The 19,924-nt window shown below is 70.0% G+C and carries 15 protein-coding genes and 3 pseudogenes; 8 read left to right on the top strand and 10 right to left on the bottom strand.

Going from position 1 to position 19,924, the window contains the following annotated elements; genetic code table 11:
* Positions 1-54: 54 nt before the first annotated feature.
* Complete coding sequence (locus ACZ7KF_RS37905) at positions 55-438, bottom strand: hypothetical protein (protein ID WP_471085967.1); 384 nt, start codon at positions 436-438, stop codon at positions 55-57.
* A 283-nt stretch (positions 439-721) separates the two neighbouring features.
* Between ACZ7KF_RS37905 and ACZ7KF_RS37900 the strand changes: the two genes are divergently transcribed.
* Positions 722-1,255 (top strand): P-loop NTPase family protein, encoded by a 534-nt coding sequence (locus ACZ7KF_RS37900; RefSeq protein ID WP_471086087.1) that lies wholly within the window; start codon positions 722-724, stop codon positions 1,253-1,255.
* Positions 1,256-1,655: 400 nt separating this feature from the next.
* The gene (locus ACZ7KF_RS37895; protein WP_471085964.1) at positions 1,656-2,411 is read left to right on the top strand and encodes an alpha/beta hydrolase; all 756 of its coding nucleotides are present in this window, start codon (positions 1,656-1,658) and stop codon (positions 2,409-2,411) included.
* Positions 2,412-2,563: 152 nt separating this feature from the next.
* Here ACZ7KF_RS37895 and ACZ7KF_RS37890 read toward each other — a convergent pair.
* A pseudogene (locus tag ACZ7KF_RS37890) lies at positions 2,564-2,950 on the bottom strand (ADP-ribosylglycohydrolase family protein); the annotation flags it as partial.
* Between the two features lie 170 nt (positions 2,951-3,120).
* On the opposite strand from ACZ7KF_RS37890, the gene ACZ7KF_RS37885 reads away from it, so the two are divergent.
* Positions 3,121-3,621, top strand: coding sequence for a hypothetical protein (locus ACZ7KF_RS37885; RefSeq protein ID WP_471085961.1), 501 nt, complete (start codon positions 3,121-3,123; stop codon positions 3,619-3,621).
* A gap of 526 nt (positions 3,622-4,147) precedes the next feature.
* On the opposite strand, the pseudogene ACZ7KF_RS37880 reads toward ACZ7KF_RS37885, so the two are convergent.
* The 3 genes and pseudogenes from ACZ7KF_RS37880 to ACZ7KF_RS37870 all read right to left on the bottom strand — a co-directional run.
* Positions 4,148-4,333: pseudogene (locus ACZ7KF_RS37880) on the bottom strand (IS110 family transposase); the annotation flags it as partial.
* Between the two features lie 191 nt (positions 4,334-4,524).
* Positions 4,525-5,502, bottom strand: a complete 978-nt coding sequence (locus tag ACZ7KF_RS37875; RefSeq protein ID WP_471085958.1) for an L-threonylcarbamoyladenylate synthase — start codon at positions 5,500-5,502, stop codon at positions 4,525-4,527.
* A gap of 48 nt (positions 5,503-5,550) precedes the next feature.
* Positions 5,551-6,670, bottom strand: a pseudogene (locus ACZ7KF_RS37870) (MFS transporter).
* A 589-nt stretch (positions 6,671-7,259) separates the two neighbouring features.
* Between ACZ7KF_RS37870 and ACZ7KF_RS37865 the strand changes: the two are divergent.
* The gene (locus ACZ7KF_RS37865) at positions 7,260-7,652 is read left to right on the top strand and encodes a hypothetical protein (protein WP_471085955.1); all 393 of its coding nucleotides are present in this window, start codon (positions 7,260-7,262) and stop codon (positions 7,650-7,652) included.
* A gap of 183 nt (positions 7,653-7,835) precedes the next feature.
* Here ACZ7KF_RS37865 and ACZ7KF_RS37860 read toward each other — a convergent pair whose 3' ends face one another.
* Together ACZ7KF_RS37860 and ACZ7KF_RS37855 are read right to left on the bottom strand one after the other, a co-directional pair.
* Positions 7,836-8,450 carry an FMN reductase gene (locus tag ACZ7KF_RS37860; protein ID WP_471085952.1) on the bottom strand — a complete coding sequence of 205 codons (615 nt, stop codon included), beginning with the start codon at positions 8,448-8,450 and terminating at the stop codon, positions 7,836-7,838.
* The gene (locus ACZ7KF_RS37855) at positions 8,447-9,532 is read right to left on the bottom strand and encodes an LLM class flavin-dependent oxidoreductase (RefSeq protein ID WP_471085949.1); all 1,086 of its coding nucleotides are present in this window, start codon (positions 9,530-9,532) and stop codon (positions 8,447-8,449) included. Before ACZ7KF_RS37855 ends, ACZ7KF_RS37860 begins: the two co-directional genes overlap by 4 nt.
* Positions 9,533-10,177: 645 nt before the next feature.
* On the opposite strand from ACZ7KF_RS37855, the gene ACZ7KF_RS37850 reads away from it, so the two are divergent.
* From ACZ7KF_RS37850 to ACZ7KF_RS37835, 4 genes are all read left to right on the top strand, one after another.
* A complete protein-coding gene (locus tag ACZ7KF_RS37850; RefSeq protein ID WP_471085946.1) occupies positions 10,178-13,567 on the top strand; it encodes a CHAT domain-containing protein in 3,390 nt (1,129 codons plus the stop codon).
* 164 nt (positions 13,568-13,731) lie between these two features.
* On the top strand, positions 13,732-14,646 hold the full coding sequence (locus ACZ7KF_RS37845; protein ID WP_471085943.1) for a GNAT family N-acetyltransferase: 915 nt from the start codon (positions 13,732-13,734) through the stop codon (positions 14,644-14,646).
* A gap of 304 nt (positions 14,647-14,950) precedes the next feature.
* Positions 14,951-15,793, top strand: a complete 843-nt coding sequence (locus tag ACZ7KF_RS37840) for a hypothetical protein (protein WP_471085940.1) — start codon at positions 14,951-14,953, stop codon at positions 15,791-15,793.
* A gap of 308 nt (positions 15,794-16,101) precedes the next feature.
* Entirely contained in the window at positions 16,102-16,953 is an 852-nt protein-coding gene (locus ACZ7KF_RS37835) for an NmrA/HSCARG family protein (protein ID WP_471085937.1), read from the top strand.
* A 159-nt stretch (positions 16,954-17,112) separates the two neighbouring features.
* On the opposite strand, the gene ACZ7KF_RS37830 is transcribed toward ACZ7KF_RS37835, so the two are convergent.
* The 3 genes from ACZ7KF_RS37830 to ACZ7KF_RS37820 form a co-directional block, all read right to left on the bottom strand.
* Positions 17,113-17,550: a universal stress protein gene (locus ACZ7KF_RS37830; RefSeq protein WP_471085934.1), complete on the bottom strand. Its 438-nt coding sequence runs from the start codon at positions 17,548-17,550 to the stop codon at positions 17,113-17,115.
* 482 nt (positions 17,551-18,032) lie between these two features.
* On the bottom strand, positions 18,033-18,560 hold the full coding sequence (locus ACZ7KF_RS37825; protein WP_471085932.1) for a DUF488 domain-containing protein: 528 nt from the start codon (positions 18,558-18,560) through the stop codon (positions 18,033-18,035).
* 364 nt (positions 18,561-18,924) lie between these two features.
* Positions 18,925-19,500 (bottom strand): AMIN-like domain-containing (lipo)protein, encoded by a 576-nt coding sequence (locus tag ACZ7KF_RS37820; RefSeq protein ID WP_471085929.1) that lies wholly within the window; start codon positions 19,498-19,500, stop codon positions 18,925-18,927.
* Between the last annotated feature and the right edge of the window lie 424 nt (positions 19,501-19,924).

The raw sequence follows: 19,924 nt of genomic DNA, 5'->3' as shown, positions 1-19,924 counted from the left end.
CCCTGGGGTGAGCCGGGAAACGGCCGGTTCACCGCTCGTCGCCCTTACGGCCCGTCAGCGGGCCAGCCAGATCGCGGCGGCCGACATGACGAGCACGGAAGCACCACAGAAGGCGAGGTGTGTGCGAGGGTAGTCGTACCGCTCGCGTGTCACTCCCTCGTTGATCTCCTGCGCCCACTCCGAGAACAGCTTGCGAGTCGGGTACATGCCGATCGTCAGTCCGATGAGCGCGAACGAGCACACGACAAGCATGTCTTCCAGAGCGAAGCCGCGCCACGTGCCGTACGCCACCGCTCCGGTGCCGCACACCACCCAGATGAAGGGGTACACCGTCCACAATCTCTGGATCGGTATCCACTTCGCCACGGCGGAGCAGTGGATCACGAGGGCTGCGATGGCCAACAGCCACAGCCACTCCGTGGCAACCGACGTGAGCACGGACTTCCCCCTGAGTCGTTCGAACCCGCAGAGAATAACAGCGAGGGGAGAGACAGCCCGTTGGCAGGCTCGCCCGCCGGTGCCGCCATGTGCCAGCCGGCGTCCTCGCGCATCGGGCAGGCCGGCGTGTTGTGTCGGCTCAACGCGCCACCCTCCGCGCTTGGTGCACATACTGGGCAGGTCCCGCTGGCTGGAGCGCTCCCACCTGCGGCAGCGGGCCCCGAGAGGTAACGCGAGATCCGGCACCGCTTCATCGGCGGCTGCCGATAGCGTGAGCGCCGTGATGGTGGGCACTGAAGAATCCCGGCTGGTCGTCCTGCGCGGCAACAGCGCCTCGGGCAAGTCGTCCGTCGCGGCCGGTCTGCGCGAGAGGTTCGGCCGCGGTCTGGCCTTGGTCGGCCAGGACAATCTCCGCCGCGTCGTGCTGCGCGAACGCGACCGGCCCGGCGCGGCGAACATCGGCCTGATCGACGTGACGGCCCGCTACGCCCTTGACGCCGGATTCCACGTCGTCGTCGAAGGCATCCTCTACGCCGACCGCTACGGCGACATGCTCGCCCAGCTGCGCGCCGACCACCGCGGCCCGACCCACGGCTACTACCTGGACGTACCGTTCCACGAAACCCTCACCCGGCATACCACCAAGCCGATCGCCGACGACGTCGACGAGACGCAACTGCGCGACTGGTACCGGCCGCTCGACCTGCTGCCCGACGGGCTGGAGACGGTCATCGGCGCCGACAGCGCCCTGCACGAGACCGTCGACCGCATCATGCTCGACACCGGTCTGGCTCACATGCCCGCACTGGATCGCTGACCGGAAAACCGCTGCGGCAGAGGGTGCGCCTGCCTGTCGGCCGGCTGCGACGGGTGTGGCGATGCTCGTCGCACGAGCCCTCACAGCCGTGTCGGAGGAGGGGCGGACACAGCTGCCCGGAGTGAGCTGCTACAGGGTGCCCGAGGGCAGCCGCTCGAAGAGCGGGCCGTCCGACAAGGCTACGAACGCGTTGGCGTGCGCTCGGGTTCGCCCACGACGGCGAGTGTCTCCTCGGGCACGTCCGGCGACTGCCCGCGGTGACGTTCGGTGGGCCGGGACGGATGACCCGCCAGCCCCTGAACGCGTGCGGCTTCGGGAGGAGGCGTTGACCGGCAGTCAGGTCGGCGGACTCCCGCAGGTAGCCTGCATTGTTCGTGGCGGATGAGGCGGGGGTGTCGCGGTGGGTACAGAGGTTGTCGTCAAGGTGGGTCTCGGGTACGGGGCTCATGGCAAGCTGATGGATGTGTATCAGCCTGCGGGCGCGTCGGAGCCTGTGCCCGCGGTGCTGCTCTGGCACGGCCGCGGCCCCGACGAACGGGACGTCCTCGCGCCGATCGCCCGCGCTGCGGCGGAGCGCGGCGTCGTCGTCATGGTGCCCGATTGGCGCCCCGACGCTGCGGACGGCGGGCGAACGCACCTGAGGGAATCGGCCGTGTTCGCACAGCAGAACGTGGTCCACTTCGGCGGGGATCCCGAGCGGATCACGCTCGCCGGTTGGTCGCTGGGCGGGCTGGCCGCAGTGGGTGTCGCCGTGAACCCGGCCGCATTCGGCAGCTGGAGGCCGCGAGCCGTCGTCGGGATCGCTGGTGCGTACGGATCGCCGGCGCCTACCACCGGCACCGTCCCGATCGACGACCTGCGCCCGGGTGGCGGCCTGGTGCCGCCTACGCCCGTGTGGCTGGTACACGGCACGGTCGATCCAGTGGTGGACGTCGAGCGTTCACGCGAGTGGCGCACGGTTCTCGAGGAACAGGGCTGGCCTGTGTCCCTCCACGAGGTCGCGACCGATCACGCGGGCGTCATCATGACCGAGTTCGTTCCCGAGCACGACCGCTGTCTGCCTGGCACCGCCGACCACGCCCTTGAGGCGGGGGCGCGGACCGCCGACATACTGGCCCGCGCCGCTGGAATCACTGATCAGCACCTCAGCCCTTGATCGCAGTCCACCTGCCGGCCCGGGGAACGCCAGCCGGTGAGTGGGATGGGCGTGAGAGCCGAAGTGGTGCGTGAACTGTTGCGCATGGCCCCCTTGGCCGCGGCCTCCTCCCGCACGGCCAGCTCGCCGTTTGCGCGGGCTCCCCACCTGTCTCAGCAACGGCGTTCTCCGAGGCGTTGCGCAAGGTGGAGCAGATCTGCCCGGCGCAGCCCCCGTCCGTCGAATCCCGGAAGCGGGACATGGAGCGGCCCAGTCCAGTGGGCGGGGATGGCGTCCGGTCCGTAGTACGCCCCCGCGAGGCCGCCCGTGACCGCGGCGACCGTGTCCGTGTCACCGCCGAGGTCGATCGCCGCGCGTATCGCGTCTTCGAAGCTGCGGGTGGTGCGCAGGGCCCAGACGGCGGAGCCCAGGCGGGGCCAGACGGCACCGTTGAACTCGGTCGCCTGATCGGGATGCCAGTGGGGGGTGAGAACCGTGGCATAGCGGCCGCGGTGGTCGGGATGGACAGGAGCCAGGATGTCCGGGAGCGCTGTGAGGGGGGTCGGCGCCACGCGGACGTTGTTTCGGCTCCCCGAGCCGTCGGGAGAAACACACCGACCCAGGGCGGGCGGTGGCAGCCGGCATGCCCGGCACCGGTGTCGAGGGTGCCCCTACGTCGTGGTCAAGGAAATGGGGTGTGTTGGGTCTGTGGGCCAGGCAGCATGACGTTGTGGCTGATCTGCTGTGGGATGACGTGAGCTGTTTCTTCAACCAAGGCGTGATGGGGATATTGGTGGATGTGCGGGTCCCGAATACCTCGGTGGAGGACTGGCAGGCGCTCCTCGATCTTTTCGCGGAGAGGGGCTGGAAGTGCCAGTACTCCGAGGGGAAGACGGTGCTTCCGGTGCCCCGGGCGGAGGCCGTGTTGTCCCGCCCGGCGGATGCCGAGTGCCCGGACCTGCGGGTCTGGCCGACTGCCGACGTGATGGCGATCTTCCGTTTCTACGCCGCCGATGAAGTCGACTGCGATTTCGACCTGTATGAGTTGCAGGGCCAGGATCGACTCGATGTGTTCTGCGGCTTCCTTCGGGAGATCGGGCAGCGGTTGGGTAAATCGGTGCTGATGCTCCAGGGATGCGAAGACGACCATGGCTCCCGTCCGGTACTCGGCTTCGACGTCGAGGCAGATCGCTTCGTTGTCCTCGCAGACCCGCAGGTCACCGGTGACTGAGACCGACGGCTGCGGTTCTCAGACTGTGTCCCACATGATCGGTTTGAGGAGCCGTTTGTAGCAGCAGAGTGCGGCTGCCCGGCTGAGAAAGGCCAGGTAGTTAGGGGGGTGACATTCATAGCGGTGGTTGAGACGCGCCCCAGGCTGGTCGCCGACCCGCCACCGTACCGGCCCAGCCCCGTTCTTCGGGGGCCGATCCATCTGGACATCGAGCAGGGTGACGGTTGACACGATCGCAGCTCAGGTGATCAGCGCCGTACGAGGGACGTATCCCCGGTGCGGCTGCATTTCGGTTGCGCAATCGGCGCTCTTTCGGACTTGCCGTTCCGACGGAGACCGTGTGGCACGGTACTCCGGAAAACCGTCACGAAGTCAGCGTACGGCGGCACCGATAGTGGTGAGTCCGACGGCCCGGGAGGTGAACGCCACGGGTACCGCCACGAGCTGCCCCGACCTCCCGCCCCACGACGGCTCTGCCTCAAGAAGGCCGCGTCGCGGCGCATTGCGAGCAGGACGTCGGCCTGGTGCCCGGCATCGAGGTCAGGATGTTCGAAAGAGGTGGGCGTCCAGGGGGGTCCTCGATCCGCCCGGCCGGCAGTTTCCGCTGGTCCGGCACGGCCGTGAGCGAGGCGGCCGGGCTCGGGACGATCAGCGCGGCCGCCTCGGTCCCCGGAACGGTCGCGGTCTGCTCGTCCCGAGCGGCGAAGACCTCGCCCAGCACTGTCCCCCGGGCCGACCTGGCGCGACCGCGGGGTGCGAGGTGTGCCGGGGAGGGGGAACGCTCGTCCCGGCGGCGGGCGGCGCGAACGGTGTCCGGGCTGGAAGAGCGATGAGTGCTCGGCCCAGTCCGCCACGGATCCGTCCGGCCCCCGTCTCCGGCAGCGGTGAGGGCGCCGATGCAGGTCACACGGTGGGCCGGGGCCCCGCGGCGCGGCGGAGGCGATTGGCGATCGCCAGTCCCAGCCCCTCCTCCACCGGCAGCGACGCAATGATGAGGTCGCAGCCCTGCTGGTCGAGTTCGCGCAGGAACCCGTACAGCCCGCGCGCGTAGGCGGCCGTGGAGGCGGGGACCGTCACCACGGCGTGCGCCTTCACCGGGGCGTCGGCGAGAGAGGCAGGCAGGAAGACGCCCACCTGGTGCCCCAGCTCCCGAGCCTGCTCCGCCTCGGCGACGACCTTCTCCGGCTCGACGAGGACGACCCGCGCCCGCGGCGCGTAGTGGGACGGGTGCTGGCCCGGCACCCGGACCCGGCTGGTCGAAGGGACCGCAAGCGGGTACCCCAGCACCGCTTCGAGGTCCTCGCGCGTCACTCCGCCCGGCCGGAGAATGCTCAGGGCATCGCCGGTGGCATCGACGATGGTCGACTCCACGCCGACCTCACAGGAGCCGCCGTCCAGCACGAAGTCGACGGCATCACCGAGCTCGGCACGGACGTGATCCGCCGTCGTGGGACTGACCGAGCCGAAGCGGTTGGCGGACGGCGCCGTGATACCGCCGCCGAAGGCCGACAGCAGCGCGCGTGCGACGGGGTGGTCGGGCACGCGCACGGCCACCGTCTCCAGGCCGCCGGTCGCTTCGAGTGGCACGCGGGAACCGCGCCGCAGGACCAGCGTGAGGGGTCCGGGCCAGAAGTGTTCGGCCAGCAGGCGCGCCGGCGCGGGCACGTCCTCGACCCAGTCGTCCAGCTGCTCCGCGCCGCCGATGTGGACGATCAGCGGGTGGGAGGGCGGCCGCCCCTTGGCCTGGAAGATTCGCGCGACAGCGGCTGGGTCCTCGGCGTTGGCGCCCAGACCGTAGACCGTTTCGGTCGGAAGGGCCACCAGGCCGCCGGCGCGCAGCACACTGGCCGCCTTCTCGATATCACTGGTTCTTGCCGTCACCCTGCCAATCCTAGAAGCACAGAGGACCCGCGACGGCCGTGATCCATCTCAGCGCCGACCACCATTCCGTCGCTCCCGCCCGCACAGCAGCACCGCGCAGGCTCCGACGGTCAGCAGCCCACCGGCCAGGAACGTGTCCCGCACGCCGGCCAGTGGCAGATCCAGTCCTCCGAGGGCGGCGCCCGCCGCCATACCGGCGTTGTAGGAACCGGAGTTGGCCGCGAGTGCGATATCTGTGCGGCCCGGCGCGCAGCGCAGCATCGCGTTCTGCGTGGTCATGAACACCGGCCCGAGCGCACCGCCCATCAGCGCCAGGAACACCACAGCCGCCACCGGATCGGCGCCGGCCGCGTACAGGCCGAGCATGCCCACTGCCTGCGTCGCCACGGCCGTGGTCGGTGCGGACTGCGGAAAGCGGTCGAGCAACGCACCGGTGATGCTCACCCCGACCAGACACGCCAGACCGAAAGCCACGAACAGTGCGCTGACACTGCTGGGGGTGAACCGGCTCACGTCACCCAGGAACTTCACGATGTAGGTGTATCCGGTGAACGCCCCGGTGGCCGGAGAGCGTCCCGGCCACGAGCACCGTCGCGAACCGACGGGCATCAGGGCTGATCGCGTAGGCGGCGGGCTCTTCTTCCGGACGAGAGGTCGGCAGCACAACGGCGATCGTCACCAGAGAGACGAGCCCCAGGGCCGCCGGCGTGGCGACGGGCACCTGCCAGTCGCTCTGCCGGCCGAGCCAGGTGCCGGCCGGAACACCGAGCACCAGGGCCAGCGAACCAGCGACGGACAGCGCCCCGACCACACGCCCACGAACCTCGGGCGCGAACAGACCCACCGCGACCGGCCCCATCACGGCCCAGAACAGCGCCTGGGCGAGCGCCGTCAGCAGCCGCGCCACCAGGAGCGACCAGTAAGAGGCCGACAGCGCCGCACCCAGACTGGACACGACCAGCGCAGCCAGCAGTCCCGTGAGCACGTGACGTCGGGGCACGGCCCGCACGCAGTGGGCGAGCGGCACCGACGCGACGGCCACCGTGACGGCGTAGCCGGTCACCAGGAGACCGACCGCTGACAGGGGCACCCGAAGGCTTTCCGAGATCAGCTCCAACAGGCCGACCGGCAGGCTCTCCGCAGTGTTGAAGGTGAAGGCCGCCAGCATCAGGGCCGCGAGCACCGGCAGAGCGTGCCAGGGAGCCGGTTGCCCTGGGACCGCGCTGTCTCTGCCTTCTCCCGCCCGATGCGTCTGCTCCACGGCACTGTCCATGGAAATACCTCACCGGGCTCACCAGTCCCGCCGCAACCGAATTGATCTGCCAGACATGGGCGAGCTCGGGGGAACAAGTACGGCCTTCGGGTTCGGCCGGTCACCCGGGTTCGAAAAGCCGACGGAGAACTGCGGGCGGAGCGTTCTCACCCCACCTGGCGGGCCCGTGGCCGGTGCGGTGCGGCCTCTCCAGGTGAACGACTTCCTTCCCCGTCATGGCCAGGAAATAAGACAGCCCCTGCTGCTCAAGATGAAGAGCGCGGAAAGTAACAGGGCGGCTGCCGCCTGTCAAGTCCCGAATTTCAGGAACATGAATCTACGTGAGCTCTTCGGCTTAATGGAAGCAGGCCGGAAAAAGCAGCCGGCCCGACAAAATGATCCGACACCCGTAAGGCGGGATCTCATCCGCCGGGCCAGGGCCGCTGAACAGGGCACCTGAATCCTCAAGGGTACGGACCGACTATTTTCGATAGAGGAGAAAACCATGAACCGCATTTCTCGCAAGCAGCGTTTCGCCCTGCTCGCCGCCACGTCCACGCTCGCCGCAGGCGGAGCCCTCCTGCCGTCCGGTGCCTTCGCTGCACCGGCACCGCACGCGCTGACCGTGGCCGCGGCTCAAGCGCACAACCACCCCGATCACTTGGCCGATCGGAACAAGGTCACCACCATCACCAAAACCTCCACCCGGACCAGCACCAGGAGTCTGCCCGGCCACAGGCTTCAGGTCACCGTCACGGAGACCAAGACCGTCATCAAGATCAAGAACGGGAACGTGGTCTCGAAGAAGGTCACCGTGGTCAAGCGTCAGCAGATCATCAACCTGGACTTCCGTGACCACAACCAAGGCCAGGATGGAGGAAACGCCGACGACGAATAAGGGAACGCCTGCCATTTCGATGGCGACTGGTCTGGCCAGGATTAGCGAAAGCGTCCTGGCCAGACCAGTGGGTCGCGCATGAATATCCCCGACTCTTTACGTCCCGAGGATCCGACGCCCCCGCTGGGAATCCGGACACGGTACTTGTAGGAGATTACAGCCGTGCGTCCGGGTCGTCCCGGCTCAGTCGAACCGCAGGTCGGAAAGCTGTCGTTCGAGAGTGGTGACGTCGTCCTCGGACGTCTCCCCGGTCGGGCGGGCGGCCGTGGCGGCGGCCAGCTCGGTGGCCGCCCGCCGGATGCGCGCCGGCAGACCCTCGGTGTACTCGTCCCCACCGGAACCCCAGTCCTCCGACGCCGCGTACACCGCGGTGGGGACGACGGCGGCGCGCAGGTAGGCGAAGAGCGGACGCATGGCGTGCTCCAGTACCAGGGAGTGGCGGGCCGTGCCTCCCGTCGCCGCGACGAGAACCGGCTTGCCGGTGAGGGCGTCCGGATCGATCAGGTCGAAGAAGGACTTGAACAGTCCGCTGTAGGAAGCCGTGAAGACGGGGGTGACGGCGATCAGGCCGTGGGCGCCCGTCACCGCGTCGATGGCGGTGCCGAGGGGAGCCGACGGGAAGCCGGTCACCAGGTTGTTGGCGATGGCGCCGGCCAGTTCCCGCAGCTCGATGACGTCGACCTGGACGTCGTGGCCCTGGGCGACGAGTTCAGCGCGCGCCGCCTCGGCGAGACGGTCGGCGAGCAGGCGTGTGGAGGACGGGGTGCTCAGGCCCGCGGACACGGCGACGATCCTCACGCGGCGGACACCTCCTGGGCGGCACGCAGGGACTCGTGCGTGGGGGCGTCCGGCACATCGGCCGGGCGGCCGACCGCGAACTCCTTGCGCAGCACCGGCACCACCTCCTCGCCGAGGATGTCGAGCTGCTCCAGCACCGTCTTCAGCGGCAGCCCGGCGTGGTCCATCAGGAACAGCTGGCGCTGGTAGTCGCCGACGGTCTCACGGAAGGACAGCGTCCGCTCGATGACCTGCTGCGGGGAGCCCACGGTCAGCGGGGTCTGCTCGGTGAACTCCTCCAACGAGGGCCCGTGCCCGTACACGGGCGCGTTGTCGAAGTAGGGGCGGAACTCCTTCACGGCGTCCTGGGAGTTCTTGCGCATGAACACCTGGCCGCCGAGACCGACGATGGCCTGCTCGGGCCGGCCGTGACCGTGGTAGGCGTAGCGCCGCCGGTACAGCTGGACCATCCGCTTGGTGTGGTCGGCCGGCCAGAAGATGTTGTTGTGGAAGAAGCCGTCGCCGTAGTACGCGGCCTGCTCGGCGATCTCCGGGGAGCGGATGGAGCCGTGCCAGACGAACGGCGGCACACCGTCCAGCGGGCGGGGCGTGGAGGTGAACCCCTGCAGCGGGGTGCGGAACTTCCCTTCCCAGTCCACGACGTCCTCGCGCCACAGCCGGCGCAGCAGCGCGTAGTTCTCCTTGGCCAGGTTGATGCCCTGCCGGATGTCCTGCCCGAACCACGGATACACGGGGCCGGTGTTGCCGCGGCCCATCATCACGTCGACCCGGCCGCCGGCCAGGTGCTGGAGCATCGCGAAGTCCTCCGCGATCTTCACCGGGTCGTTGGTGGTGATCAGCGTCGTGGACGTGGAGAGGATCAGCCGCTCCGTGCGGGCCGCTATGTAGCCCAGCATGGTGGTCGGCGACGACGGCACGAACGGCGGGTTGTGGTGCTCACCCGTCGCGAAGACGTCCAGCCCGACCTCCTCCGCCTTCAAGGCGATGGCGACCATCGCCTTGATCCGCTCGTTCTCCGACGGGGTACGGCCGTTGGTCGGATCGGGGGTGACGTCCCCCACCGAGAATATTCCGAACTGCATGGAGCCTCTTAGTGCCGGCAATGGTGTGTGCCGGAAACTTAGGCCTGGATCAGGCCGTCGTCATGCCTGTGCGTGCAGGAAGATTGGCCTGTGGACGCCCTTTCGCGACGGTCCTCCGCCGTGCTGCCCCGTCACCCACGAGCCCGCTGAGCCCGTCGGCACGCGGACACCGCGCACGCACGTCGTGGCGTGGCTGCGGGGCTTGTCATCGATCTCGAGACACCGCTCGCCCGCGCCACCGAAGAACGAAGCTCCCCGCGCAGGCAGAACAAGCTGAGCACGGCCGGAACCGACCCGCCGCGGTCCGTGGCGACTGCCGTGGCGTCGGGCGCATGCCGGTTGTGAACCGGGTGCCTTTCGGGTCAGGGCTTCACCCGCGGGGACCGTGCTGCTTCGCTGGCGGGGTGAGGGAAAGCAGCCGGACGCGGGTGCCCGGACCGGAGCAGGCGGCGTGAGCAGAAACGGGCGGAACGGCGGCGGGCGGGGCGCAGCGGACCGAGGCGCAGCGCTCCGCCCGTGCCGCGCCCCACACGGCCGCACGGCATCACCCGACGCACAGGGGGATCGGCTGCACACATTGCGGCGGGTGACATGGGAAGAACTGGGAGCAGCAGACACGGACGCTCGACGAGGCGAGGGGGCGCGGTGACCGACGCGGAGACCGAGGAGAGCGGAGGCGTCCGGGCGCTGCGCGCCTGGGTGCTGGCCGCCACGAAGCGAGCGCTACGGCTGTACCCGCCGGCCTCCGCCGCCGCCGACCCGAACGTGTACGACGGCTCGATCGCCGAACTCGAACAGCTGCTCCGGCTGCTGGAGCACGACGCGGAACTGCGTGCCACGGTGACGGTCCAGCTCGGCTCCGTCCTGACGATGCGGCACCTGGCGAGAGGCGGCGTGCCGCACGACCGGGAGCGTGCCCGGCGGCTGCTGCGGGAGGCCCGGGATCCCTCCACGGCGACCGGAGCGGCGACGGACGCGGACGACAGACGGTGGGCCGCGCTGTCGCTTCTCTCCCTCGTGCTGCCCTTGCCGAAGACGCGCCTTGCCGATGACCGGCCTCCCGCTCTGTCCGGCCTGCTCGACTGGAACACCGAGTTGGGGCCGGCGGGGATGGCGGACGCCGTCGTCGAGATACGGGAGTTGCTGGCCGAGGTCGAGGATCTGCCGCTGCCGCCGGAGCGGCGCGCGGAGCTGCGGCAGACGAGCACCGTGCTCGCACAGCTGGCCGGACCCGGCTCGCCCTTCCACGCCGTGCACAGGTTCATGGACGGGATGTCCGGCGGATTCCCGCACGGGGACGATTTCCAGCGGGTGGCGGACATGTTCTCGGGTCTTTCCGACTCGCAGGCCGGCCCGGAGTCCGCCCCTCGCGAGGAAACCTCCGCCACGCCAGGTCCGGCCCCCGGCGGCACCGAGTCGATCGTCGCTCTGAACGCCGTCGTCCCCTCGATGTTCGAGGCGATGGAAGCGGTACAGAGCGGCGATCCGGAGGCCCTCGACCGTGCGCTGGGCCGCCTGCGGGACGCGCACCGGCGGATGCCGCCCGGCCACGAGATGGGACCCCAGGTCGAGATGGTCACCGCCGCCATGCTCCAGCTGAGCAAGCTGGTCGGCGGAAGCCTCCACGACGAGGCGCTCGGCCGTACCTCCCTGGAGACGCTGGGCGAGCTGACCGGCGAGTTCGCACCGGACCCCGCACATCCGGTCAGCCGCGAGTTCGCGCTCCTGCTGCGCGTGCTGCCCCTCACCATGCGACTCCGTGCGGCTCACGAGTCGGAGGACGTCGAGACCGTGCGCGCCGTACACGCCGAACTCGTCGCACTCGAAGCCGAGACACCGCGGGATCACAAGCTCCGTAGCCTGGTCATGGGGGGTCTCGCCCAGTCCTGCATCACGCTCGGCATGCTGACGAACGACAGCGGCATGCTGCTTCGCGGCACCGACTGCCTCGACGAGGCCACGGCGGCGGCGGACTCGCTGCCACCCATCGTCAAGCAATGGATGGACCAGGTCGGCCTCGCCTCCGACGTCCTGCGCGCCAGGGTCACCGACGACGCGACGCTGCTCCAGGAGCACACACCCCCGCCTCCCGACGCATCGCAGGCTCAGCAGTGGACCTCCATGATGTCCCAGTCCCTTCAGTACGGCCTCACGCACGATCCGGCGAAACTCGACCCGCTCATCGGGGAACTGGAGCAGATCCGCGACAAGACCCGGCAGGGTCGGCAACCCTGGTTCGCCGCCGACGCCCTGTGGCAGCTGGCGTTGGCCTACCGTGCCCGCTGGCACCACACCGAGGACGCGACGGCTCAGGCCGCGGGCACGGACACCGCGTGGGAGGCGCTGCACGCACTGGCGGGCGACGTCATCCTCCAGCGCGGCGCCGATCACGGTCTGCTGACCGCACGCTCCGGGGCCGAGCGCGGCGTGGAGGCCGCCGCATGGGCCGCCTCACAGGGGCGCGTGGAGGATGCGCTGGCCGCGTTGGAACTGGGCAGGGCCCTGGTGCTGCACGCGGCGTCCACCGCACGAGCCGTACCGGAGCTCCTCGAAGCGCGCGGGCACGGGGAGCTCGCCGCGGCATGGCGGGCCGCCGGCGCGCGGGCGACCGGCACGGGAGACGACGGCACCGAGGGCGGGCCGCCGGGGGAACTGCCGAGCACGTTGCGCCGCCGCGCCATGGAGGCGCTCGGCCACCGGCAGCAGCGTCTGTTCACGACGCCCACGGCGCACGAGCTGGCGGACGGCCTCGCCGAGGCCGGAGCGGACGCGCTCGTCTACCTGCTTCCCGGCAAGGGCGAGACGCAGGGGCTGGGGATCGTCGTGTGCCCGGACCACAGCGTCGGCGTGGGAGGTCTTCCCCTGCTGTCGGACACCGGGAGCGCACCTCTCGAGCACTACCTCGACGCGGCGGCGGCACGCTCCCGCAACCCCGGCGACCCGAGCACCGAACAGGCATGGGAGGAGGCGTTGTCGGAGCTGTGCGACTGGGCGTACCACGCCGGGCTCGAAGATGTTCTCCAAGGCGTCGAGAAGCGGCTGGCAGCCGCTTCACCCGGCGGTGAGCGCCGTCCGGGCCCGCTCAGGATCGTCCTGGTGCCGTGCGGGCGGCTGGGCGTCGTCCCCTGGCACGCGGCCCGCCTGCCCGCGGCGGCGCCCCACGACTACGTCTGCCAGAGCGTTGTCATCAGCTACGCGGCGTCCGGCGGCCAACTGCTGCAGGCCGTGCGGCGCACTCGCCGGGACACGGCCGACGCCGCGGTCCTGATCGCCGATCCCCGGCTGACGCTGACCTACGCCGAACGGGAGGCCACGGCGCTCCGCGAGACGTTCTACCCACAAGCACGACTGTACGGCGAGTTCTACGAACCGTCTGTGGAACCGGTGGCGCCGGGTACCCCCGACGAGGTCCTCGCGCTCCTGTCCGAGTCCCCCTCCCTGCTGCACGTGGCCTCGCACGGCTCTGCCGGGGTGCGTCCGACGGTGTCGGCGCTGCACCTCGCCTTTCCGGACGGGACCGACATGCTGCCGGCCGAGGAGGGCGGTCCCGGGGCCCAGCCGGACCTGGGCATGCTGACCGTGACCCGGCTCCTCGACCGGCCGTGGCACGAACAGCAAGCCTCGCACGGTCCGTTGGTGGTCCTGAGTGCTTGCGAGACCGACCTCAGTACCCGTGACCACGACGAGGCGCTGACCCTGACGACGGCCTTCGTCTCGGGTGGGGCACGCAACGTGGTGGGATCGAGGTGGACCGCTCAGGACGGGGCCTCGGCGCTGATGATGGCGGTGTTCCACCACTACCTGACCGTCGAGGGGCAGGAACCGGCGGACGCGCTCAGGGCCGCGCAGTTGTGGATGCTCGACCCGGATCGTGAGAATCCGGGCTCGCTGACCGGTGAACTGCTGCGCGAGATCCGGCGCCCGGAACTCGAACGGCTCTCGGTCTGGGCGGCGTTCATCCACCAGGGGCACCCGGGTCCAGCACGGTCGAGGGTGGGCGCGGATCGGCCCACCTCCGCGGAGGGAGCCGTATGAACCCGCAACGGCTGCTCGGCCCAGGGATTCGCGTTCGGAGTCCGTGACGGCGCGTTCGTGAACACCGGCAGGTCAGGGGCTCGGCACTCCCTTTCGCCGGGGCCGCCGCCCAGGCACACCACGTCACGACTCCCGGTGGGGCACGAGGTGGTTAAGGTGCCCCGGTGACAGAATTCAACGTTCTTGGCGACATCACCGGCTGGCAACGGGACTTCGAGCAACGGCTGCACACCTCGTACACGGCGGCCGGGATCGGTGAGGCCGCGGCGGAACGCGTGCTCGAGGAAGCACGGGCCGGCATCGGCGACTGGACCGTCGTCGAGATCACCGACGCCGGGACACGGGTGGGACACGTCGCCGTCGTCACGGCCGACGACGGCGACACGCGCGTGGGCCGGATCGGCGACCTGTGCGTCGACGCCCGCCATGCCGGCCGGGGGCACGAGGAAGCCGCCCGTCACTGGGCCGAGGAGTGGTGCGCGGAACGCGGCGCACGCCGACTGGACATACGGCTCGCCGGGCCCGCGGGCAAGCTGTTCGACGGCTACGACATCCGCGGGCAGCTCAGGGCGCGGCCCGTCGGTTCCCCGCCGGAATCACTCCACGGTGTCACGGGGCGACCGATGACACGGGCCGAGTACCCCGAGTGGGCCGCCGCGGAGAAGGCCGCCTACGTCGGTGACATCGTGCGGGCAGGAGCCATGAGCCGCGAGGAGGCCGTGCGCAAGGCCGACCGCGACTTCGCGAAACTGCTTCCCGAGGGACTGACGACGCCCGACAACACGTTCCTGGTGCTCGAGGCGGCGGGCGAGCGGATCGGCACCGGCTGGCTGAAACACGGCCATCTCCCCGGGGTCACCTACGGTTACTCGCTCCACATCCAGGAGCGGCACCGCGGCAAGGGCTACGGCCGAGCCGCGATGGCGGCCGGCGAACAGGCGACGTTCGCGGCCGGTGACTCGGCGCTGATGTTCACCGTGTGGGGCGGCAACCAGGTGGCCATGAACCTGTACACCGGCGCCGGCTACCGGGTCGTCGAGGAGAGCCGTTCCACCATCCTCCCCCGCTCGGCGTCCTGACACGAGAAGTCGCGGCGTCCGCCCACCCCGAGCGCGGGAGCGTGCGCGAGGGGCCGGGTTCGCGTCACGCGATCCTTCGGGGCCCCGGTCCTCGTCCGTGACGGGGAAGCCTGCGTCCCGGTGAGCCGGCATCCCCGGCTGCTCCCGTCCCGGAAGACCTCGCGGTCCTCCGGCTCGCGCACCTTCCGGTGGCGGACGCGGCCCTGGGCGGTCGGGCGGTACCTGTCCTCGCATGCTTCCCGACGGCTCGGCAGGACGGCGTTTCCCACGCCGCCCGGCCCCGTTCGAGGTCTAAGCTCGGCCCGTGGGGCAGCCGGAGCAGCGTGCCGAGGGCGCGGGACCGTTCACCACCAGACTCACCTGGCACCTTCCCGGTGGCGGCAGCGCGGTGTGGGACTCACGGATCGCGCGTCGGCGCGGAATGCTCGCCGTCCGTCCTCCCGGTGCGGCGGACAGCCGGCCCACCCGTGCGGACGCCGTTGCCATCGGCCGACTGCGCAGGCTCAACGCCATCGCGGCGGTCGCCTTCGTCGTCGGCGGAGCCCTCTTCGCCGCCGGCGCGGCCGTTGCCCAGTTCGGCTCCGGCGACGCCACCGAGTGCGCCTCGATCTACTTCGTGGGCGGCTTGTTCTTCAACACCGGCGGTTACGTCTCGCTGCTTCAGGTGATCAACTCTCCCCGTCACGTCGCCGGCGGCGAGGGCCGGCTGGTCACCCACCGCTGGCGGTGGTGGAGCTATGAGCCGATGCGAGTGGACTGGCTGAGCACTTTCGTCCTCTTCGTGGGCACACTCGTCTTCGCCGTCTCCCTGCTGGACTCGTTCCTGCGGGGCCTGAGCGTCCAGCAGGTCAACCGGCTGATCTGGGCGCCGGACCTGGTCGGCTGTCTGCTCTTCCTGGTCTCCGGGCACCTGGGCTTCGTGGAGATCTGCCACGGCGGCCTCTGCGTACGCTCACGCAGCCTGGGCTGGTGGATCGTCGCTGTGAACCAGTTCGGCTCCATCCTGTTCATGGTCTCAGCGATCGCCGCCTTCACCCGCCCCGCCACCGGAGACCTGATCGCCTCCGGCATCGCCAACTGGGGCACCCTCATCGGCGCCCTGTGCTTCTCGCTCGGCGGCCTCCTCCAGCTCTACGAACACCCCTGAATCCGAGGGCCGCTCGTCGGCCGATCGGCCATGAATCCGAGACGGGCCGGTCAGCCTGTCACCCCGCGTGGGCGACTGGCGGCCTGGATCTTTCGGGCGCCGCCGAAACCGGCAGCGCGGCGCCGCCGTGGTGGCGGTGGGGGAGCGGCATGACTGTGCGCGCACAGCACGCGACTCGCAGCGCCCTGCTGCGGCTTTTCGGGTGAGCCGTGACGCCTGTCCGACCTCCTTGGCGGATCATGGCTGTGACCAGGGGGCTGTGAACGCAACACGTGAGAAGACGCAGCACAGGAGAAGAGGAGTTCTCGATGGTCGACGCACCGGTTCTGGTTCTCGCGGCAACCGGCGGTCAGGGCAGAGCTGTGACGGGCGCGCTGCTGGGCCGCCAGGCCCGGATCCGGGTGCTGGTCCGTGACCCGGACCGCGGAGCCGCGCGGGAACTGGCGGAACGGGGAGCCGAAGTGGTGGCGGGGTCGCTGAGCGACCACCGTTCGCTCGCCGCGGCCATGCGCGGGGTGAGCAGTGTCTTCGCGTTCACCACCCCCTTCGAGGCGGGGGTGGAGGCGGAGGTGGGGCAGGGAAGGGCGATCCTGTCCGCTGCGACGCAGGAGCGCGTCCCGCACCTCGTGTTCAGCTCGGTGGCGGGAGCCGACCAGGACAGTGGAGTGCCGCACTTCGAGAGCAAGGCGCGCATCGAGGCGGACTTGGCCTCCGGCGACGTGCCGTACACGATTCTGGGGCCGACCTACTTCTTCGACAACGCGCTGGGCGGACAGGAACGCATCCGCCAGGGCTTTCTGGACCTGCCGCTGCCTCCCGACCGGCCGTTGCAGCAGCTTGCCCGCGCCGATCTCGGCGCGTTCGCGGCGGAAGTGATGCTCGACCCCGCTCCCTACATCGGGCGGCGCATCGAGCTGGCCGGCGATGCCCCCACTCCCACGCAGATGGCGGCATCGCTGAGTACGGCGCTGGGTCGGGAAGTCCGCCACGCACCGGTACCCCTGGCGGCGGTGGACGATCCCGATATGCATGCGATGTGGAGCTTCCTCAACGGATCCGGCTACCGCGTCGACATCCCCGCGCTGCACGAGGCTCACCCGGAGATCCACTGGACTCGCTTCGCGGACTGGGCCCACCGGACGTGGGCCGGCGCGCGCTGAGCCGTCCGTCCGAGTGTGCGAAACAGGTGCGGCCCGCGTGTGCGGGCCGCACCCTTGTTGCGACGGTCGGTACGGCGCGGCCGGGGCCTCGGCGCAGTCGGTCCTCCACGGCCGGCAGGTCGAGGGCGGGGCCCCGCGGCACGCGCAACCGCGCTCGGATCAGTGCTGGTCGCCGGACGGGTCCTCGGGCGCCAGGAGTACGGCTACACGGCTGTTGTGGACAACGGCGTCGCTCACTCGGGGGTGGACGAGGGCCTCGAGTGTTCCGCGGTGGTGGGGGCTGAGGATCAGGAGGTCGGCCTGCCATTCCTCGGCGGCGGAGGAGATGATGGTGGCTATCTGGGTCGTCAGGGCGTTGGTGACGGTGCCCTCGGCCTCAACGCCTGCGTCACGCAGGCCGGTGACGGCCTCATCGAGGATCGCCTTGGCTTCTGTGTCGTCCTCCAGGGGGACCACGGCGGCAAGCGTCGCCGCGGAAGCGGCCACATGCAGAACACTGACCTTGGCCCCGGTCAGCCGGGCCATGTCACCGGCCAGGCGTACGACGGCGTGGCGGGCGGGGCTGGAATCAATAGGGACAAGAATGCGGTGGAACATTACTTTCGTCCTTTTTCGGTTATATACGGGGTGCTATGGAGATGTGGCTATCGGGTGTGTCCGCGCGCTGGGCGCGACGCCCGTGCCGTCGAGTGCCTGGAGGGCACGGTCAAGCACTCTCCTGAACGTTCCGTCAGTACCGGTGTATTCCGGGGGAGTCGAGTGATCCTCCGTGACCGTGGAGCCCTCGGGCCGGCAAGGCAGGACGCCACCACCCGAGGTGGGCAGAAGACGCGGGGCCGGACCACGTGCCCGGATGTACCTCGGTGTGTGGCTGGGCGCATGCACTCGACCGCTTTTGGTGCTCGCCGACGGTCCGCGGTTCGCCCGGCAGGGGGCTGGGTCTGGCCATCGTCGCGCAAGGGATCGCCGGCCTTGAGTCGTTCCGCGATCGCCAGGGTGGCTCGACGAGAAAGGTGGTGAGGCTGCGTGCTGGGCCACGAGTGTGGGGGTCACCCGCCGGCGCGGCCGCGAGTGCTTCGTCACGGAGGCGGCGGGTAGACCAGGTGCCCTTCGCGGACCCGCGCGTTCTCGTTCAGCACGGCCGGCTTCGACGTCGTGGGGGACATGATGTGCACCACCTCCGCGCCGGCGACGAGCAGGGCGTCGGTGACGAGCCGCCGGTGGCAGCGCCAGGGCACCGCCTCACTGCACATGATCGCCGGCCGTTCGTGCTCGGCCAGCTGCAGGAGTTCGTCGAGGCCCGCCGCGAATTCCTCGCCTGCCATGTAGTCGGCGTAATCGCGAAAGGCCTTGACCCGCCACGCGCCGTTCTCGCTCGGTACTCCCTTGGGGGTGTGCCGGCGCCCGCCGAGGCGGCGGATCCAGCGGTATCCGATGTCGGACGGCAGAGACTCCTCGATCGCGGACCGGTTCCACTGCGGGTACGTCCTGGACGACGGGAACGAGCGGACGTCGACCAGGAACGTCACGTCATGAGCCCGCAGCATCTCCATCACCTCGTCGAAGCCGCGCGTCGAATGCCCGACGGTACAGATACGGTTGGTCATCCGGCCGGCACACCTTCGTCAGTGATCCTCTGCTCCTGACACACGTACCCCATGGACCGGCGCAGCGCAGATCAGCGCAGGCAGCGCCTGGGCCACTTGGCGGGCGTACCTCATTTCGGCGACTGCCGCTGCTCTGCGCGAGGCCCTTGACCCGCACGTGGCGGTCAGGCCGCGCAGCCGGTTGTGACGCAGCTGATGCGCCTGCTCATTGATCTTGGTTGTGACCTGCTGTAGCTCAGCTGTGCCGAGCGGGTCCGTTCCCCGCGAACCGCCCCCGGCCGCAGTACGGAGCCGACGGGTAGCTGATTGAGCCGGGCACCAAGGGACACGGAACCCGTGGTGTCCATGCCGGGCCGGGCGTGGGCTAACTCGTCCAGCCGTGGGCCACGTCGACCACGACCCGGTCGTCCAACTGGGTGACGCGGAACGGCAGTCGGGCGCGTACACCCAGACCGACCTGCGTCTGTCCCTCGAAGGTGCCGCCGAACCGGGTGTCCCGGAACGCGCTGTACCCGCTGACGTCCACGCCGGGCAGGGCCTTGCCCACCTTCCCCGGATAGGTCGGCACGCCGGCCTCCACGTCGTAGCTCCACGCGCCGACGCGGATGTCGAGGATCGCCCCGCCGGTGACGGGTATGTACTCGCCCGAGGGGTCCGCGTAGAACCGGTCCACGTACTGGACGTGGTAGCCGATCCGGTCGCCGCCGCCGGGGACGTCGAACACGATGCGGTCGTAGCACTCGTGCTGTCCGGTCCTGATGTCCTCCAGGTGAGCGGCCCCCATGGCGGTACCACCCTTGGCGCCGCTGCCCCAGCCCGTCGGACAGGCCGCCGCCGCGCGCGGCCCCTCCGCCGCGGCCGCGCCCGCGGTGCTCGCCGCCGTCCCCAGCATGGCGCTCGCGAGCACGAGCGCCGCCATTGCCGCTCTGACACGTCGCATCCTGTCCTCCTTGGTCGCGTGACTCTGATACCAGGTGAGACGGCCGGCAGTATCGGATGGTTGTACGCGAGATGGGGACAAATGGGGAATCTTGGCGTCCGTGGGTCCGTGGGTCCGTGGGTGGTCTGCTGCTGGACGTCGCCGGTGGGCGCCGTAACAGTCCGGCGGCGGCGTTGCCCTGCTCGCCGAGCTGTCGTGTCGCGGTGGCCCGGCGGCTGTGCCCTGTGCGACCCCGGCGTCGGCGGCACACTCCGACCGCGGCAGTTCATGGGTCGGTGCTGCGGTGCGTGAGCGGCGGGGTTGGGGGAACCATGCATGACGCGCGGCGTGCATATGCCCCGTACTTCGTGGAAGTAACCCGCACTTTGTGTGCTTGTAGGCGTGATGTAAGGGCACCTGGTGGCCAGGAGGTTGATAACGATGG

The sequence above is a fragment of the Streptomyces sp. NPDC038200 genome, from assembly GCF_055600785.1.
This window is presented reverse-complemented; position numbering and strand designations above follow the sequence as displayed.